General features: G+C 62.9%; 16 protein-coding genes. 13 read left to right on the top strand and 3 right to left on the bottom strand.

The genetic code is table 11. The annotated features are described in order from the left end of the window. The first annotated feature begins 100 nt into the window (after positions 1 to 100). Positions 101 to 361: a helix-turn-helix transcriptional regulator gene (locus CIHUM_RS10725; protein ID WP_034996593.1), complete on the top strand. Its 261-nt coding sequence runs from the start codon at positions 101 to 103 to the stop codon at positions 359 to 361. 26 nt (positions 362 to 387) lie between these two features. Here the strand turns inward: CIHUM_RS10725 and CIHUM_RS10720 are convergent, their stop codons facing one another. Beyond that, positions 388 to 1,023: a hypothetical protein gene (locus tag CIHUM_RS10720; protein ID WP_034996591.1), complete on the bottom strand. Its 636-nt coding sequence runs from the start codon at positions 1,021 to 1,023 to the stop codon at positions 388 to 390. A 299-nt stretch (positions 1,024 to 1,322) separates the two neighbouring features. On the opposite strand from CIHUM_RS10720, the gene CIHUM_RS10715 reads away from it, so the two are divergent. From CIHUM_RS10715 to CIHUM_RS10700, 4 genes are all read left to right on the top strand, one after another. Next, a complete protein-coding gene (locus CIHUM_RS10715) occupies positions 1,323 to 2,684 on the top strand; it encodes an SLC5/6 family protein (protein WP_273680218.1) in 1,362 nt (453 codons plus the stop codon). Positions 2,685 to 2,945: 261 nt separating this feature from the next. After that, the gene (locus CIHUM_RS10710; RefSeq protein ID WP_034996586.1) at positions 2,946 to 5,231 is read left to right on the top strand and encodes a LamG-like jellyroll fold domain-containing protein; all 2,286 of its coding nucleotides are present in this window, start codon (positions 2,946 to 2,948) and stop codon (positions 5,229 to 5,231) included. A gap of 61 nt (positions 5,232 to 5,292) precedes the next feature. Then, on the top strand, positions 5,293 to 5,433 hold the full coding sequence (locus tag CIHUM_RS10705; RefSeq protein WP_158293354.1) for a hypothetical protein: 141 nt from the start codon (positions 5,293 to 5,295) through the stop codon (positions 5,431 to 5,433). Positions 5,434 to 5,509: 76 nt separating this feature from the next. Next, positions 5,510 to 6,829: an amino acid permease gene (locus CIHUM_RS10700; RefSeq protein WP_074431949.1), complete on the top strand. Its 1,320-nt coding sequence runs from the start codon at positions 5,510 to 5,512 to the stop codon at positions 6,827 to 6,829. Positions 6,830 to 6,832: 3 nt separating this feature from the next. Here the strand turns inward: CIHUM_RS10700 and CIHUM_RS10695 are convergent, their stop codons facing one another. Then, on the bottom strand, positions 6,833 to 7,249 hold the full coding sequence (locus CIHUM_RS10695) for a DUF488 domain-containing protein (RefSeq protein ID WP_034996584.1): 417 nt from the start codon (positions 7,247 to 7,249) through the stop codon (positions 6,833 to 6,835). A gap of 257 nt (positions 7,250 to 7,506) precedes the next feature. On the opposite strand from CIHUM_RS10695, the gene leuS reads away from it, so the two are divergent. The 8 genes from leuS to CIHUM_RS10655 all read left to right on the top strand — a co-directional run bounded on the left by leuS (position 7,507) and on the right by CIHUM_RS10655 (position 15,439). After that, a complete protein-coding gene (gene leuS / locus CIHUM_RS10690) occupies positions 7,507 to 10,335 on the top strand; it encodes a leucine--tRNA ligase (RefSeq protein WP_034996582.1) in 2,829 nt (942 codons plus the stop codon). Positions 10,336 to 10,520: 185 nt separating this feature from the next. Continuing rightward, positions 10,521 to 11,207 (top strand): hypothetical protein, encoded by a 687-nt coding sequence (locus CIHUM_RS10685; RefSeq protein ID WP_148363865.1) that lies wholly within the window; start codon positions 10,521 to 10,523, stop codon positions 11,205 to 11,207. Positions 11,208 to 11,278: 71 nt separating this feature from the next. Then, on the top strand, positions 11,279 to 12,199 hold the full coding sequence (locus tag CIHUM_RS10680; protein ID WP_187370399.1) for a DDE-type integrase/transposase/recombinase: 921 nt from the start codon (positions 11,279 to 11,281) through the stop codon (positions 12,197 to 12,199). Between the two features lie 143 nt (positions 12,200 to 12,342). After that, positions 12,343 to 12,513 (top strand): hypothetical protein, encoded by a 171-nt coding sequence (locus CIHUM_RS10675; RefSeq protein ID WP_158293353.1) that lies wholly within the window; start codon positions 12,343 to 12,345, stop codon positions 12,511 to 12,513. 235 nt (positions 12,514 to 12,748) lie between these two features. Then, positions 12,749 to 13,126: an ArsR/SmtB family transcription factor gene (locus CIHUM_RS10670; protein ID WP_034996579.1), complete on the top strand. Its 378-nt coding sequence runs from the start codon at positions 12,749 to 12,751 to the stop codon at positions 13,124 to 13,126. Between the two features lie 16 nt (positions 13,127 to 13,142). Next, positions 13,143 to 14,021 carry a permease gene (locus CIHUM_RS10665; RefSeq protein ID WP_034996578.1) on the top strand — a complete coding sequence of 293 codons (879 nt, stop codon included), beginning with the start codon at positions 13,143 to 13,145 and terminating at the stop codon, positions 14,019 to 14,021. Positions 14,022 to 14,063: 42 nt separating this feature from the next. Then, positions 14,064 to 14,225 (top strand): hypothetical protein, encoded by a 162-nt coding sequence (locus CIHUM_RS10660; RefSeq protein ID WP_158293352.1) that lies wholly within the window; start codon positions 14,064 to 14,066, stop codon positions 14,223 to 14,225. Positions 14,226 to 14,440: 215 nt separating this feature from the next. After that, positions 14,441 to 15,439 carry a hypothetical protein gene (locus tag CIHUM_RS10655; protein ID WP_034996576.1) on the top strand — a complete coding sequence of 333 codons (999 nt, stop codon included), beginning with the start codon at positions 14,441 to 14,443 and terminating at the stop codon, positions 15,437 to 15,439. On the opposite strand, the gene CIHUM_RS10650 is transcribed toward CIHUM_RS10655, so the two are convergent. Continuing rightward, positions 15,429 to 16,367, bottom strand: a complete 939-nt coding sequence (locus CIHUM_RS10650) for an acrylyl-CoA reductase family protein (RefSeq protein ID WP_101494224.1) — start codon at positions 16,365 to 16,367, stop codon at positions 15,429 to 15,431. The two genes, CIHUM_RS10655 and CIHUM_RS10650, sit on opposite strands and share 11 nt — an antisense overlap. Positions 16,368 to 16,372 lie beyond the last annotated feature (5 nt).

Here is a 16,372-nt window from a genome sequence, read left to right as displayed (position 1 = left end):
GAATAAGCAATATCGCCTTGTTATTCGATTTGAAACTAGCGAAGATGGACGCATCGCAGTTGTTATTGAAATGGTCGACTACCACTGACGGAGGTGAACAGTGGCTACTCAACCCTTGGCAGAGGCGTTCCCAGTAGGAGATTTCCTCGCGGAGGAACTGGAAGAACGTGGTTGGAGCGAAGCAGATTTCGCCGCGATCATGGGACGGCCGACGCGCTTCGTTGAAGAGCTCATCTCGGGCGAGCGGGAGCTTACGCGGGAATCCGCCGAGCTGGTCGGGGCAGCACTTGGTACCTCGGCAGAGCTGTGGCTCAATCTCCAGGACACGTACCGGGCGTGGGAGCACTTTAGCCGTCGATAAGTTTGGTGTGCCCTGGGGCTGAGTCGCTACTGCCAGGGCAGCTCGATGCCGAGGCGCGGCGCCAACGCCACCACGCCGATGCCCACGACCGCCAGCGCAGCCAGCACACCTAGCACGACAGCTGCGGTGTTGGTTTCGGTGGTGGTGTACTGCGCCAGAGTCGGGCGCTGCGCGTTGACCTGCGCCAGCTCTGCTTCGGCTTCGGCGACGTAGTCTTCGGCCTCGTCGAGGGTCATCTGCTCGGCGGCGGCAAGCTCGTACGCGTCCTCGACACCCTGCTCCGCACCGGCCAGGCGCTCCCGAGCGGACTCCACCGCCGCCGCCAGCGCGTCCTGGTCCGCGGCCTGCGCCCACGCGAACTCCGCCTCAGCCGCGGTCAGCGCAGCCTCCGCCTCCCCGACTGCAGCCTCCGCGTTTCGCACGGCGACGTTCGTAGCGTCGCGCTGCGCCTTCGCTGCTTTGGCGTCGCGTTCGGCCTGTTGGAGTGAGGCGGATGCGTCGCTAAAAAGCGGCTGCCACTTTGCGGTCGCTTTGTCGAATCCTTGCTGGTCGACGGTGCTGGTCGAACTCCCTGACGACTGCGCCTCAGCGACGGGGACTTGAACAGTGCCGACGGCGAGCGCGCAGGCGAGCGTGGCGGTTGCGATGCGGGAACGGGACATGGTGGTGCGATCCTTCGGGACACAGGCCAAACGGTGACGAGTTAAAAATCTAGATCACCAAAACAATTGGACGTCCGGTGGTGGTGCCGCAGATCCTCCCGATCAGACGGTAGACCGCACAGATGGTGAATGAGGGATGGTGAATCCGCGAAAATTATCGGACTTTCACCATTAGCCTTTCACCATCTGCGCGAATGGCGGCGCTGCTGGCGTGAACTGCGAGGTGGTCAACCGGAGGCCCGTCGATAGGCGAATGCAAAACACCGCTCCCTACAGCAACACGCGTAACCTAAACCAGCATGACTAACGCCGAGCTGCCGGAGCAGCACAGCGACGAGCACCTTGAGCTCTCGCGCCAAGAGTTCGACCGGGAGAACCTCTCGGATGCCGACATCGAGCAGATCAAGGAGCAGCGCGAGGGTGACAAACCGGACGGCTCGTTCATGCGTTGGGTGATCACGCTGTTCGGCACCGGCGTGGGCGCGGGCATCCTGTTTCTGCCCATCAATGCAGGCAGCTTCGGGTTCTGGCCGTTGGTGATTGCCACGCTGCTGATCGGTCCGATGGTGTTTTTCTCCCACCGCACCTACGCGCGCATCGTCTCCGCCTCGCCGGTGAAGGGGCTGGACGTGCTGCAGGTGATCACGGCGCTGACCGGCCGCAAGCGGGGCTTCGCCTCGGCGCTGGTGTACTGGCTGGGCATCTACCCCACGGTGCTGATCTACGCCATCTCCATCACCAACACGCTGGACAGTTTCATTGTGAACCAGCTCGGCGGCCCGGAGGTGAGCCGGTGGGTGCTGGCCACGGCCTCGGCTGGTCTGATGACGGGCGCGTACGCCTTTGGTAAGAAACTCACCTTGTGGCTGGCCAACGCGCTGGTGTATCCGCTGATCATCGCCCTGGCGGCGGTGTCGTTCTACCTGATCCCGAGCTGGGACTTCGCCAGCTTCCGCGACTACGAATCCTCCTATTCGGTGTGGCAGGGCCTGTTGCTGATCCTTCCGGTGCTGGTGTTTTCCTTCAGCCACATGGCGGCGCTGAGCCAGTTCGCGCTGGATGTGCAGAAGAAGACGGACGGTGACGTCGCCGCCACGGAGCGCGAGGTGTCCAAGGTGGAGATGATCACCGCCGCGATGCTGGTCACCTTCACCATGTTCTTCGTGTGGTCGTGCGCGCTGTCCCTGGGCGCCGACGGGATGGACGCCGCGCGCGAGCAAAACGTGCCGGTGCTGTCGTACTTGGCTAATCAGACGGACGCGCCGTTTATGGCCTGGATCAGCCCGGTCATCGCCATCGCGGCGATCATCACCTCCTACTTCGGCCACTTGCTCGGCACGGAGGAGGGCACTGCGTACCTGGTGCGCAGTGTGGCACCGAACTTTGCGGCTCGCTTCTCGACGTCCACGCTTCGATGGGCGGTCAACGTCTTCGTCTTTGTCACCGCGGTGATCGTCGCCGTGTTGAACCCGTCGATTCTGGACATGATCTCCGTGGTCGGCGGCGTGTTCGTAGCGTTTTTGGTGTACATCATGCCGTCGTTGCTATTTCACAAGGCCACGGCGTTCAAGCACTACGCTCGCCGCCCGGACACCATCTTCGTGCTGGTGGTGGGCCTGGTGATCATGGGCGTGGCGGTGCGCAACATCGTTGCGGGGTAAGGGTTTTCGCGGCCAAAAAGATATAGAAAGATATTGGAACAATTCGCTGACCAGGGGAAATAGCGAATTCCGGCCCGCATTCGCCCCGCTATATCTTTCGGAGCCGAAAAATGGGTCAAAAAAGAATTCCCTGGGGAAACATGGGTAAGGGCGACGCGTGGGCGTCGATAAGCTTAAATTTCACCTGAATTTCACCGCAGCGAAACCTGAGGGCGCTACGTTTCCAACTGCCTACCGCCCCTCTAGAAACGAAGGACTGCCATGCGCAAGCACATCGCCGCGATTACTGCCCTCGCCCTGCTCACCCCAGTTCCCGTCGCCAACGCGGAGGATCTCGCCTCCCGCTTCACCCTCGGCGTCATGCCGGACACCCAGTTCTACGCTCGTTACGGCACCGAGGCCGCCGGCGACATCTTCGGCGACCGCTACGGCACCAACCCATTTGATGTGCAGACCGAGTTCCTGGCTGAAAACCACAAGAAGCTGGGCACGCAGTTTGTCACCCACCTGGGTGACGTGGTGGACCAGCCGGCAGACCGGGCCAGCTGGGACATCGCGGACCGCGCGATGAAAACGCTCGAGGATGCCGGGGTGAACTACTCCGTGCTGCCGGGCAACCACGACCTGACCATGTTCGACGGGAAATCCGCGTTCACCGAGTACTTCCCGGAGGAGCGCGCGAAGAAGAACTCCACCTACATGGGCCGCACCGCCTCCACGGAGATCCACGCGGGCGGCGACGGCTACGCCTTCCCGGGCCAGAGCGTCGACTCGGAGTACCACATCTTCGAAGCCGAGGGGCAGAAGTACCTGGTGCTTGCGCTCGGTTTCCGCGCCAACGACGAAACGCTGGAGTGGGCGCAGCAGGTCATCGATAAGCACCCGGAGCTGCCAGTGATCCTCAGCGCGCACGAGATCTCCGGCATCAACGGCGACGGCTCCACCTACTTCACCAAGGAGTACGGCGAGCACCTCTGGGACAAGCTGATCCGTAAAAACGACCAGATCTTCCTCACCATCGCCGGCCACCACCACGGTGCGGGCTACCACGTGGAGAAGAACGACGCTGGTCACGACGTGATCAACATCCTGCAGGATTACCAGATGGCCTACCTGGGCGGCAACGGCCTGATGGGCCAGCTGCAGTTCGACCTGACCAACAACCAGCTCGAGATGCTCGCGTACTCGCCGTGGGTGAAGTCCAAGAAGTACGAGCAGCTCAACTCCTTCGACCACCTGATCATGGAGGGCGAGGGCGACTCCTACACCATCGATTTCGACTTCGCGGAGCGCTTCAAGGCGTTCGCCCCTTCGTTTACGGCCGGCGACGCGAACGACCCGGACTACAACGAGGCGCTGAAGCAGACCATCACCGACGGCTACAAGGCCTACGAGGTCACCGAGAAGGACAAGCCGAAAAACGAGCAAGACTACGCCTACGTGGACGGCACCGTGGTGCACTGGCGCCCCGGCCAGACGAAGGTCGAGGGCACATTGCTTAACGACGGCGAAGCCGCCCCCGCCGGCGCCGTCATCCCCGACGTCGCTGGCGGCGACGACATGACCCGTGCACGCCACCGCATCGCGGCAGGCGCCGACGCGGTGACCTTCTCCGACGACAAGCACCCGCTGTCTTCGGACCGCGGCTCCCTGCGCTGGAAGGACCCGAAGTTCAAGCACTCCACCGCCTGGTTCGAAACCGCCACCGGCGCCGACATCAACTCCGAGGAATTCAAGGACGGCTACACCGTGGAGGCATTCCTCAAACTCGACGAGGACTGGAACGCCGACAACAACAAGTGGTCCAACGCCCTGATCCGCGACGCCTCCGGCACCATCACCCACCCGGAAAACGAAGACGGCGACCCGATCCAGATGCTCGGCGTGTCCAGCCTGCGTGAGCTGCGCTGGTACTCCTACGGCGAAAATGGCGAGGGCTTTTCCAACTGGACCCACGAGGTGCCGAAGGGCAAGTGGATGCACATCGCCGTGGTCAACGACCCGGCCGACGAGTCCGTGACCATGTACGTGGACGGCTCCCCGATCCTGCGCGACGGCTACGGCCCGCTGGGCATGGGCGGCAACGGCGACAAGTGGCTTCTGGGCACCTCCGCCTGGGACAACGACAAGGTCGACGGCTGGTTCGGCAACATCGGCGAGATCCGCATGGTGGACCACCCGATCGGCCCGGACCAGTGGCTGACCGCCCGCGGCAAGGCCCCGGCCCCGACGACCGCGCCGACCACCACGGCCGCTCCCGCTGCTCCGGTGACGACGACCGTTTCGGTGCCGACCACCGTCACCAGCACTGTGTCCGGAACGCCGACCACCGCCACCACCACCGTGGCAGTGCCGACCACCGTCACCGCCGAGCCGAAGCCGGCGGAGGATCAGGACGGCTCCTCCAACGTGGGCAGCAGCGTCGGTGCTTTCGCTGGCGGCGTGCTGGTGGGTGTGGTTGGCCTGCTTGCAGCAATGCTCGCTGGCGCGGGCGGCTCGCTCCAGTGGCTGCTGGATCAGCTGCGCCCGTTCCTGCCTCAGATGTAGGTTCCGGCGATGCCGGAGCGGGCGGTGGAACGGAGACGAGCTGACCACCACCCACCGGTGGATGATGGAAACGTTTGCGCTGCGGCTCAAGCGCGAGCGCACCGAAAACGAACAAGCGATGGTGGACAGCTACGGCCGGGACACGGACCGTGTGGACCTGGCACTCCTTGACCCGGTTGTGGAGTGGGCGCAACGCGCCTAGCTCCCCGGTTATCGCTGCGCGTCGTGTTGCCTTATCATTCGTGTGGCGTATACCACTCATGTGTTAAGGAGTACCTTTGACCACTGCGGGCAAAGAGTTCAATTTGGAACACCTCACCGTCGCCGACAAGCGGCAGGTAGAGGAAAACCGGTCCGGCGCCGTCCCCGATGGCGGCACCCTGTCCTGGGCTATCACCCTGTTCGGCACCGCCGTCGGCGCCGGCATCCTGTTCCTTCCCATCGACGCCGGCAGCTTCGGCTTCGTCCCACTGCTGCTGATCACCCTCTTCATCGGCCCGATGGTGTTTTTCTCCCACCGCACCTACGCCCGCATCGTGGCCGCCTCCCCGGTCAAGGGTCTGGACGTGCTGCAGGTGGTCACCGCCCTTGCCGGCCGCAACCGCGGCCTGATGACGGGCCTGATGTACTGGCTGTCCATCTACCCCATCGTGCTCATCTACGGCGTGAGCATCACCAACACGATGGACAGCTTCGTGGTCAACCAGCTCCACGGCCCCGAAGTGCCACGCTGGCTCATGGCCCTCCTGTGCGTCGGCGTGCTCACCGGCGCCTACGCCCTGGGCAAGAAGGCCACACTGGCCTTTGCCAACCTGCTGGTCTACCCCCTGATCATCGCGCTGGCCGCGGTGTCGTTCTACCTCATCCCCCAGTGGGACCTGGCGAGCTTCCGCTCCTACGAGTCCGACGTGTCGTTCTGGAAAGCGATGCTGCTGATCCTGCCGGTGTTCGTGTTCTCCTTCAACCACATGCCGGCGATGTCCCAGTTCGCTCTGGACGTGCAGAAGAAGTACCCGAATGACCTGGAGTCCACCAAGAAGGCCGTAGCGAAGACCGAGCTCATCACCACCGCGCTGCTGGTGGTGTTCACCATGTTCTTCGTGTGGTCCTGCACCCTGGCACTCGGCGCCGACGGCATGGACGCCGCCCGCGAGCAAAACATCCCCGTGCTGTCCTACCTGGCAAACGAGACCGACACGCCGTTTTTGGCCGTCCTCTCCCCGATCGTCGCGCTGTGCGCGATCGCCTCGTCCTACTTCGGCCACGTCATGGGCGCCGAGGAAGGCACCACCTACCTGGTACGCGCCGTCGCGCCGGGTGCCGCAGAGCGACTGGACCCGAAGAAGCTGCGCTGGGGCATCTACGTGTTCATCTTCGTCACCACGGTGATCGCCGGCATTGTTAACCCGTCGATCCTGGACTTGATCTCCGTGGTCGGCGGCGTGTTCATCACATTCTTGGTGTACATCGTGCCGATGCTGTTGTTCCGCTACGCCAAGGACTACAAGCGCTACGCCAACAAACCCGAAACCTGGTTCGTGTTCGTGCTCGGCGTGATCATCATGGGCGTGGCCATCTGGCAGATGGTCGCGGGCTAGAACTTAGAGGTGCACGACCTCAACGTCGCCCTTCTCGGCGAGGTACTCCGCCGCCACGGAGCGGTGGCATTCGGCGGGGTCGGGCTCTGAGCAGAGGAGAGCGGAGCCGTCGATAAGCTTGGGCATCTCTCGCTCGGCGAACTCGGCGCGCAACTGCTTCGCAAACTCGTCGAACGGCAGGCCCTCCTTGCGGTACGCGCGCATGAGGTCCTCGCTGGGCGCCAGCGCGAGCTCGTGGGAGTAGCCGATGCCCGCGATGGTGTCGAGGAACCACGGCAGGTCCGACTGCTTGGTAAATCCGGCGAGCTGGTTCGTGTTGTGCCGCCGGATATCCACGACCTGGGTTACGCCGTTGTCGCGGAGAATGTCGAAGAACTCCTCCGCGGTCTTTTTGCTGTAGCCGATGGTGTAGAGCCGCATGTTTGCGACTGTAGCGGTTGCGGCCGCCTTGCGGCGTTGCCCTCGCCCGGCTCGTAACAGTTAACATGCGAAACCGCGCATAAGTCTGGGCCTGCATTTTTAAATCTGGACGCCTGTCCGGGATGTCAGATCTTACGAAACCGGTGCCCAAAAGATCTGCTAGTTCGGCGCCGAAGCCTATCGACGCCCAAGGGGTGGGCGCGGGGAGGGCCGGAGGTGCGTCGATAGGCAAGGGCCCTTAACTACACTGTCTAACCATGACTGAGGCGACCCCGCACCGCTATACGGCCGAACTGGCCAACACCATCGAGCAGAAGTGGCAAGCGCACTGGCGCGAGCACGGCACCTTTAACGCGCCCAACCCGGTCGGCGACCTCGCCACCGGCGAGGAGCTGCCGAAAGACAAGCTCAACGTCCAGGACATGTTCCCGTACCCGTCGGGCGCTGGCCTGCACGTGGGCCACCCGCTTGGCTACATCGCCACGGACGTCTACGCCCGCTACAACCGCATGCTGGGCAAGAACGTGCTGCACACCCTCGGCTACGACGCGTTCGGCCTGCCGGCGGAGCAGTACGCGATTCAGACGGGCACGCACCCGCGCACGACTACTGAGGCGAACATCAAGAACATGACCCGCCAGCTGGACCAGCTGGGCCTGGGGCATGACCGCCGCCGTGCCGTCGCCACGACGGATCCGGAGTTTTACAAGTGGACGCAGTGGATCTTCCTGCAGATTTACAACGCGTGGTTCGACGACGAGCACCAGAAGGCCCGCCCGATCGAGGACCTGGTGCGCGATCTCATGTCCGGCGCGCGCACCACGAAGGACGGCCGCAACTTCCGCGACCTGACCACGGAGGAGAAGCACAAGGCTATCGACGAGTTCCGCCTCGTCTACCTCTCTGACTCCATGGTCAACTGGTGCCCGGGGCTCGGCACCGTGCTGGCCAACGAGGAGGTCACCGCGGAAGGCCGCTCGGAGCGCGGCAACTACCCCGTCTTTCGCAAGCGTCTGCGCCAGTGGATGATGCGTATCACCGATTACTCGGACCGCCTGCTCGATGACCTTGACCTGCTGGATTGGCCGGAGAAGGTCAAGAGCATGCAGCGCAACTGGATCGGCCGTTCCCGCGGCGCGGACGTCGTCTTTGAGTCCCCCGCCGGCGACATCACCGTCTTCACCACCCGCCCGGACACCCTGTTCGGCGCGTCGTATGTGGTGCTTGCGCCGGAGCATGAGCTTGTCGACGAGCTGGTCGCCGCCTCCTACCCCGCCGACGTAGACAGCCGCTGGACCGGCGGGGCAGATACCCCGCGCGAAGCAGTGGATAACTACCTGCGATCCATCGCCGCGAAGTCCGACGTGGAACGCCAGGAGAACAAGGAAAAGACCGGCGTGTTCCTCGGCTCCTACGCCGTGAACCCGGTCAGCGGCGAAGAGGTGCCGATCTTCATCGCCGACTACGTGCTCACCGGTTACGGCACCGGCGCGATTATGGCGGTGCCGGCCCACGACGAGCGCGACTACGAATTCGCCACCGTCTTCGGCCTGCCGATTACCCCGGTGCTCGACGGCTACGTCTCCGAGGAGGCGTTCACCGGCGACGCGGCGCACATCAACTCCGCCAATGAAGACGGCCTGGATTTGAATGGTCTGGGCAAGGGCGAGGCGATTGAGAAGGCGGTCCTTTGGCTCGTCGATAGGCAAAAGGGCTCCGAGAAAATCCAGTACAAGCTGCGCGACTGGCTGTTCGCCCGCCAGCGCTACTGGGGCGAGCCGTTCCCGATCGTCTACGACGAAAACGGCCAGGCGCACGGGCTGCCCGAGGACATGCTGCCGGTTGAATTGCCGCAGGTAGAGGACTATAACCCGGTCGCCTTCGACCCGGAGGACGCTGACTCCGAGCCGGCCCCGCCGCTGGCGAAGGCCACCGACTGGGTCGAGGTAGAGCTGGACCTGGGCCACGGGACGCAGAAGTACTGGCGCGACACGAACGTCATGCCGCAGTGGGCGGGTTCCTCCTGGTACCAGCTGCGCTACATCGACCCGACCAATGCCGACGCGTTTGTGGACATTGAGAACGAGCGCTACTGGACCGGCCCGCGCCCCGACGAGCACGGCGCGAACGACCCGGGCGGCGTGGACCTCTACGTCGGCGGCGTCGAGCACGCCGTGCTGCACCTGCTGTACGCGCGGTTCTGGCACAAGGTGCTGTTTGACCTCGGCTTTGTCACCTCCCAGGAGCCCTACCGCCGCCTGTACAACCAGGGCTACATCCAGGCGTACGCCTACACCGACTCGCGCGGCGTGTACGTTCCGGCCGCTGAGGTGGAGGAAAAGGACGGCAAGTTCTTCTACAACGGCGTCGAAGTCAACCGCGAGTACGGCAAGATGGGCAAGTCGCTGAAGAACGCCGTCGCGCCGGATGATGTGGTGCGTGACTTCGGCGCCGACACCCTGCGCGTCTACGAGATGTCCATGGGGCCGCTCGACACCTCCCGCCCGTGGGCGACGAAGGACGTCGTCGGCGCGCACCGCTTCCTGCAGCGCCTGTGGCGTTTGGTGGTCTCTGAGGCGTCCGGCGAGGTCTCCGTGGTGGACGCTTCGCTGACGGAAGACGACCTCAAGGCGCTGCACCGCACCATCGCCGGCGTGCGCGACGACTACGAGCACCTGCGCGACAACACCGTGGCCGCCAAGCTCATCGAGTACGTCAACTACCTGACCAAGACGTACCCTTCCGGCGCCCCGCGCGCCGCCGTCGAACCGCTGGTGCAGATGGTCTCCCCGCTCGCGCCGCACATCGCGGAGGAACTCTGGTCGGTGCTGGGCCACTCCGAGACCATCACCTTTGAGCCGTTCCCGGAGTTCGACGAGCAGTGGCTGGTTGACGACACCGTCGAGGTCCCCGTCCAGATCAACGGTAAGGTCAAGGCGCGCATCGAGGTCGCCACCGACGCCACCAAGGACGACCTCGAAGCCGCCGCACTTGCCGACGATCGCGTGGCCGACCTGGTCGCCGGCAAGAACGTGGTCAAGGTGATCGCCATCCCGGGCCGCATGGTCAACCTCGTGGTGAAGTAGGGGCTTGGGGTCTCGCCGTCCCGCGGAATAGTTCACTCGCCCAGGCCCTCCCAGTGAATTAGTCCACCTTGGACGGTTGGATAATTCACTTTCCCCAGGTCGTCAAAACACTGCGGCGGACTTATTCACTCGGCGGCTGTGCGGACTTCCTGTGAACCACCGGTTGTCGGGATCGGAGTTCGAGGATGAGTTATCCACCGGAGGTGAGGCAGCGTGCCGTTGAGCTTTCAGAGCAAGGGCTTGCTGCTTCGCAGATTCGTGCGCAGTTGATTCGGGAGGACTGTAGGTCTGTTCCTTCTGCAGCTTCAATTTCGGGATGGGTACGCAACGCCCGTCATGGCAACGGCGTCGATAAGGGTTGGCGTTGCGCCGAGTTGATCGCTGAGGTCGTCCGGGTGAATGTGACAACGTCGGCATCCACCCGCGAGATTGGATGGCGTTTTCGAGTCGCTGCGAGTTCCGTGGCGGCGTGGACGCACAAGTTCGCTCCGGATGCGGGTTCGCGGCGTGGGATGACGCCGCAGGAGATAGAACAGGCGACACTGGCGCGTGTGAAAGAACACCACGAAACCCAAAAACGCAAGCGCAAGCAGACCGAGACACAGCGTCAATCACAACGCACCCCGCGCGATGAGAGTGCGCATTTGCGCAACCATGAGCAGCCAACAACTCCGTTTGATGAGGCAGCGTTGCCGGATGATGTTGAGGCCCTCAAAGACCTGTTGCGTCAAGAGCGGTTTATGCGTCTGGCGGATAAAGCGCTGTTTGAGGCGGTGATGGAATCTGAGGGAAAAGCGCAAACCCGGAGACGCTCGACAGCGTGGTCGTCGCTACGGCTGTCAGACGACTCCGGGACGTCGGATACCAAGTAACACATTGCTGCGCCTACTACGGATTGAACTACAGCACGTACAAGTCGGCATGCCGACGGTTGGATCACCCTTTGGTCGACCGCAAAGCCCAGGCCAAGGCATTGGTTTCGGCTGTTTGTGAGGACAATCGCATGACCTACGGCTACCGCCGCGTGACTGAAGTATGCAAAGCGAACGGTCTTTCACTCGGTGAAAAATCGATTCGCACGATCATGAGCCAGGAACACCTGCAGCCGAAGACAAAACACACAAAGCGCTACAGCTCATATAAGGGTGAAACTGCCCATCGTCCAGCGAATCGATGTCTGGTTGGAGATATCGATACTGTCGTCAAAAATGGCACCCACGTCTCGCAAAGATATCGTTCGCAAGCGGATCGTCGCAGGCAGGCGGGCAGGAAGGATCTGGTGCACGACTTTTACGCCGACGCACCAAACCAAAAACTCGGCACCGACATCACCGAGTTTCAATGCGCTGACGGCAAGGTCTTTTTTAGCCCGCTAATCGACTTCCACGACAACATGCCCATCGCATACACCTGCGCAACACGACCAGCGGCGTTGCTGACCAACACCATGCTTGAAGCGGGGCTCGAGCAACTACAACCGGGGCAACGCCCCGGCTTGCACACCGACCGCGGCTGGCACTACCGCCACGCCGACTGGGTCGATCGACTCACCGACACCAGCCACGACAGGCAACAATGCGAACAATGCACGCAGGAAAAACCCTGCGATAACGCCTGGTTGATGGTGCCGTCCCTATCGCGGCTTGGCAACAGCGGCGACAACGCCCGAGTCGAGGGCTTCTTCGGCACCGTCAAGCGCGAACTTTATGCCAATGGGATTCGACCTGAAAAGCTCACGACCGAGGAGTTTATGGAGTATCTTGACGACTACCTGGACTGGTTCGTCTTTGACAGACTCACCACCGGACCAGACGGGCAATACACAACCCTGGCTAAGCAAAGAAACCTAGCCAAAACCACCTAGCCAACAACACAACGGCAACGAGTGGTTCACAGGAAGTCCGCAGACCCCGGCGATGAACTATTCCGCACCACCTCCGACACTTCGCGGCTGAATCCCTTAGTGCCAGGCTGGTTGTGAACGACGAACCGTAGGAGGTTTTGTTCATGACCGATTCGCAGTTGCCTCAGTTGGTGCCGTCGGCGTTGACGTCGTCACCGGCTGCAGAAGCCTCGATGGTTGCCCGAAAGGTCAAGCCGAAGACGTCCCGCGAGGAGGTCGAGGAGATCTTGTCGCAGCCGCCGCGTGTGCTGGCGGCGGGGGGAAGTACTCGATGATGAGACGTTGACATCGCTTGAGGTGGTGGCGTTCGTGTTCTCCCCATGCCGCGTGACCGGCTCTGGCAGTTGGTTCGCTTGCTACTCGAAGTTGAACCTGCTGCCGGTCTTTGGAAGTTTCGCTCACTACGAGTTCCGTTTACCGCTAGGGGACTTGGCTGTGATGACCGGACATGTCCACCTATAGAAAAGCGTCTAGTTGTAATACAAGCCGACGCTTGTCTATAGTGTGGGTATGACATTTTCACTGGATGTTGCTCTGCCGCGCACAGACCTGTCGACGCGGGATCACGCGCGGATGCTCGCTCCGTTGTTGAAGCCTTTGTCAGACGAGAACAGACTGATGATCGTGCTGACGCTTGCGACGGGGGCGTGCTCGAACAAGAAGTTGCAGGAGACCACCGGGTTGAGCCAGGCGCTGGTGAGTCATCATGTGGCGGCCTTGCGGGAAGCGCAGCTGATCAGTGTGCGGGCCGAGGGGCGGTCCAACATCTACGAGCTGTGTTGTGAGCAGTTGGCGACTCCGGTGCAGTGGCTTGCTCACTTGGCGACTCTCACTCCGGAAGGCCAGAAGGCGTGCTGCACTGCCCCGCTGGCGACGATCGGGCATTGACTGAGGGCGCTGCGCGATGATTCAAGCGGTACAGACCTTCGCGTTGATCCTGGGCGAGTTGCTCGTCCTGTTCTTGCTGATCTCGATGCTCGTCGCGCTGGTGAACCGGCGGTTCGGGCCGGACCGGATCGAGAGATGGATGGCCGATGGGCGCCTTCCCGGCCCGTTCAAGGGGCTGCTGCTGGGGGTAATCACGCCGTTCTGCTCCTGTTCAACGCTGCCGGTGCTGGCTGGGATGTTGAAGTCGGGGGTGGCGTTCCGGACGTCGATGACCTTCCTGATCTCGTCGCCGTTGCTGGATCCCATAATTGTGGCCGGGGTGGTGCTGCTGTTCGGTTGGCGTATCGCGCTGGTCTACACAGTGGTTACCGCCGCATGGGCTTTGTTCGCCCCCGTCGTCTGGGAACGAATCGGCATGGCTAACCAGGTCAAGCGAGTCAAGGTCGTCGGCAACAGCAGCACCTCCCGCCCTTGGGCGGGACTGCGAGACGAGATCCGGCCCGCCCTCGGCGAGGCATGGTCCGATCTACGACCGTTGCTCGTCCCGATGGTGCTGGGCGTCTCGGTCGGCGCCTGCATTTACGGTTTGGTCCCCGAGGATCAACTCGTCGCGGTCGCTGGCGACGACAAGCCATGGGCCGTGCCGTTGGCTGCCGTTCTTGGTGTCCCGCTCTACGTGAGGATCGAGACAATGCTGCCCATTGGCCTGGCCCTCAGCTCGGCCGGTATGGGGCTGGGTGCCGTGTTCGCACTGATGATTGGCGGTGCCGGAGCCTCCATCCCCGAGGTTTCGATGCTCACCGCCATGTTTAAGCCCCGACTGGTGGTCACGTTCGTGGTCACTATCATCGGTACGGCCATTGCCGCTGGCTATCTCATCCCACTGATCGCTTGACCCAACCACCACATTCCAACCTCACAAGGAGAACAAACAACCATGAAATTCAAGGACCTCTTCACCTCACGCAAGCAGGACAACAACTGCTGCGGAGCCCAGATCGTGCCCGATGATGACGACCAGCCCCAGACCGAGCAGGGAACACCTGCCGAGACAACTACCTCTTCGGTGCCTAACAACGAGGACACAGACGCCAACTGACATACCGAATCGATGGGGCTGCACCAAGGGTGCCGCCCCATCTCCGTCTCCACCCGCCATGGGTACTCGCCAGGTCGGCACAAACGGCTGGCGTAATCTGTCAGGGGCCCGGCCGCCCAGCTGCTGCGGAACCCCCGCCCGCCACCCAGGTCTGTGACGGGTGTGACTGATAAACTCCCAAGTGAACGCGACCAACGATCACGAAGGATGAGTGCATGTCCACCCCTTACAACGACGGCGATTTCCAGCCGTACCCGGAGCATCCGGAAGGCAGCCACCCGGAAAACGGCGCTGGCTACTCCGCCTACAACTCCCCCAACTCCCCCAGCTCCTACGACGCCTTCGAGGTGAACACGGCGGCGTCGATGGCTGGCGCCTCGGCGCTGCGTTTCCACGGCCAGCAGCTCACGGACAACGCCCCCGGCGACGGCACGTCGCCGCACCCGATCAATGATCCGGCGTCGAACGGCTGGTTCCACGTGAAGGGCAACGGCAAGCTCGAGATCATCGAGGCGCTGACCTGGGGCGTGAAGGCCGTGTTCGCCAACGCGAAGCTGTGGATCCCGCTGGGTGTGGTTTACACGGTGCTAACGTTGCTGGGCCAGTTTTTGCCGGGCGTGGGTTCGATGATCAGCATGATCGGCATGTTGGCGTTTGTCCCGTGGATGGTTGGCGTGGTCTTGCAACAGACGCTGGTGAAGCAGCTGACTTACAACGACGCGAAGGCGCCGGCGTACGGCAAGACGCTGGGTGTGGCGGCGCTGCTCGGCGTTGTGGCCGGGATTGTTTCTACGATTCTCCTCATGGTGCTCGCGTTCGGCGCGCTGACCTCCATCGATCCGGCAACGCTGCCGGATAACCCGGATAATGTCGCCCCGGAGGAGATGTGGAACCTGGTGCGCCCGATTCTGGGCGCGCTGGCTGTCACGGGCGTGATTGGCCTTTTGGTCATGCCGTTTTTCACGTTCCAGGCGTGGTACGCGGCGGATAATAACGGCTCTTTCGGTAACGCTATTTCCGGCGGGTTCAGGGCTGGGGCGTCGAACTACCTGAAGATTTTGGGCTTTGTGGTGCTGTCCGGTTTGGTCAACTTGGTTGGTGCGGCGCTGTTTTTCGTCGGCCTTGTTGTGACCGTGCCCGGCACCATGCTGGCTGCGGCGCACGCGTACCGCCAGATCTCCGGCGGTCCGGTGCCCAAAGAAGCTACAGCTTAACGACGGCGCGTCCGCTCCACCCACCATCGAGCAGCGAACGCCCAACTTCCACGACGCCATCCAAACCGACTTCTTCGGTGCGGATGGCGTTGGTGTCTACGGAGGCGTTGAGGAGCGCCCAGGTCTCGTCGCGGATGTCGTTCGGCGCGTCGACGGAGCTGATGCCCACCAGCTGCACCCCGCGCAGGATGAACGGCAGGACACTGGCGGGCAGGTCGTTGCCGGCGGCCATGCCGCAGGCGGTGGCGACCCCGCCCCAGCGAAGCTGCGTCAGCGCGTTGGCCAGCACGGTCGAGCCGACGGTGTCCACCACGCCCGCCAGCCGCGCCTTCTGCAGCGGCTTGCCCGGCTCGGAGAATTCGGCGCGGTCGAGCACCTCGGCGGCGCCGAGATCCTTCAGCCAGGCGCCATGCTTATCGACGCGCCCGGTCAACGCCCACACCTCATAGCCGCGGGCGGCCAAAAGCTGCACGGCAATGGAGCCGACGCCGCCGGTGGCGCCGGTGACGAGCACGGGGCCGTCGATAGGCGAAAGTGCGGCCCGCTCCAGACCTGCGACCGAAAGGGCGGCCGTGTAACCGGCGGTGCCGATCGCGGCGGCCTCATCCGCGGAGAAGCGGGACGGCACGCGGGTGATGTCTTTAGCGTCGATACGCATCTGCGGGGTGTAGCCGCCGTGGCGGCGCTCGCCGATGCCGCGGCCGTTGACGGTGACAAGCGTGCCGTCCTCGAGGGTGCCCACGGCGTCGATACCCGGCACTGTCGGCAGCTCGCGCAGGATGCCGCGGTTGCCCGAAAGCGCCATCGCGTCCTTGTAGTTCACCGAGGAGTGGCTCACGTTGATCAGGGTGTCGCCCTCACCCGCGAACGCCGCCTGCGTTTCTACGATCTCCGGTCCATTTTCAGTGACAATCAAGCTGCGGTTCATGGTCG

Source organism: Corynebacterium ihumii, from assembly GCF_028609825.1.
Lineage (GTDB): Bacteria > Actinomycetota > Actinomycetes > Mycobacteriales > Mycobacteriaceae > Corynebacterium > Corynebacterium afermentans.
Note: the sequence above shows the minus strand (reverse complement) of the source record. Positions and strands in the feature narration are given on the sequence as shown.

Coding starts and splice junctions, on each gene's coding strand:
- CIHUM_RS10720 (WP_034996591.1), bottom strand. CDS start 1,023: ATGTCCCGTTCCCGCATCGCAACCGCCACGCTCGCCTGCGCGCTCGCC.
- CIHUM_RS10715 (WP_273680218.1), top strand. CDS start 1,323: ATGACTAACGCCGAGCTGCCGGAGCAGCACAGCGACGAGCACCTTGAG.
- CIHUM_RS10710 (WP_034996586.1), top strand. CDS start 2,946: ATGCGCAAGCACATCGCCGCGATTACTGCCCTCGCCCTGCTCACCCCA.
- CIHUM_RS10705 (WP_158293354.1), top strand. CDS start 5,293: ATGATGGAAACGTTTGCGCTGCGGCTCAAGCGCGAGCGCACCGAAAAC.
- CIHUM_RS10695 (WP_034996584.1), bottom strand. CDS start 7,249: ATGCGGCTCTACACCATCGGCTACAGCAAAAAGACCGCGGAGGAGTTC.
- leuS (WP_034996582.1), top strand. CDS start 7,507: ATGACTGAGGCGACCCCGCACCGCTATACGGCCGAACTGGCCAACACC.
- CIHUM_RS10685 (WP_148363865.1), top strand. CDS start 10,521: ATGAGTTATCCACCGGAGGTGAGGCAGCGTGCCGTTGAGCTTTCAGAG.
- CIHUM_RS10675 (WP_158293353.1), top strand. CDS start 12,343: ATGACCGATTCGCAGTTGCCTCAGTTGGTGCCGTCGGCGTTGACGTCG.
- CIHUM_RS10670 (WP_034996579.1), top strand. CDS start 12,749: ATGACATTTTCACTGGATGTTGCTCTGCCGCGCACAGACCTGTCGACG.
- CIHUM_RS10665 (WP_034996578.1), top strand. CDS start 13,143: ATGATTCAAGCGGTACAGACCTTCGCGTTGATCCTGGGCGAGTTGCTC.
- CIHUM_RS10660 (WP_158293352.1), top strand. CDS start 14,064: ATGAAATTCAAGGACCTCTTCACCTCACGCAAGCAGGACAACAACTGC.
- CIHUM_RS10655 (WP_034996576.1), top strand. CDS start 14,441: ATGTCCACCCCTTACAACGACGGCGATTTCCAGCCGTACCCGGAGCAT.
- CIHUM_RS10650 (WP_101494224.1), bottom strand. CDS start 16,367: ATGAACCGCAGCTTGATTGTCACTGAAAATGGACCGGAGATCGTAGAA.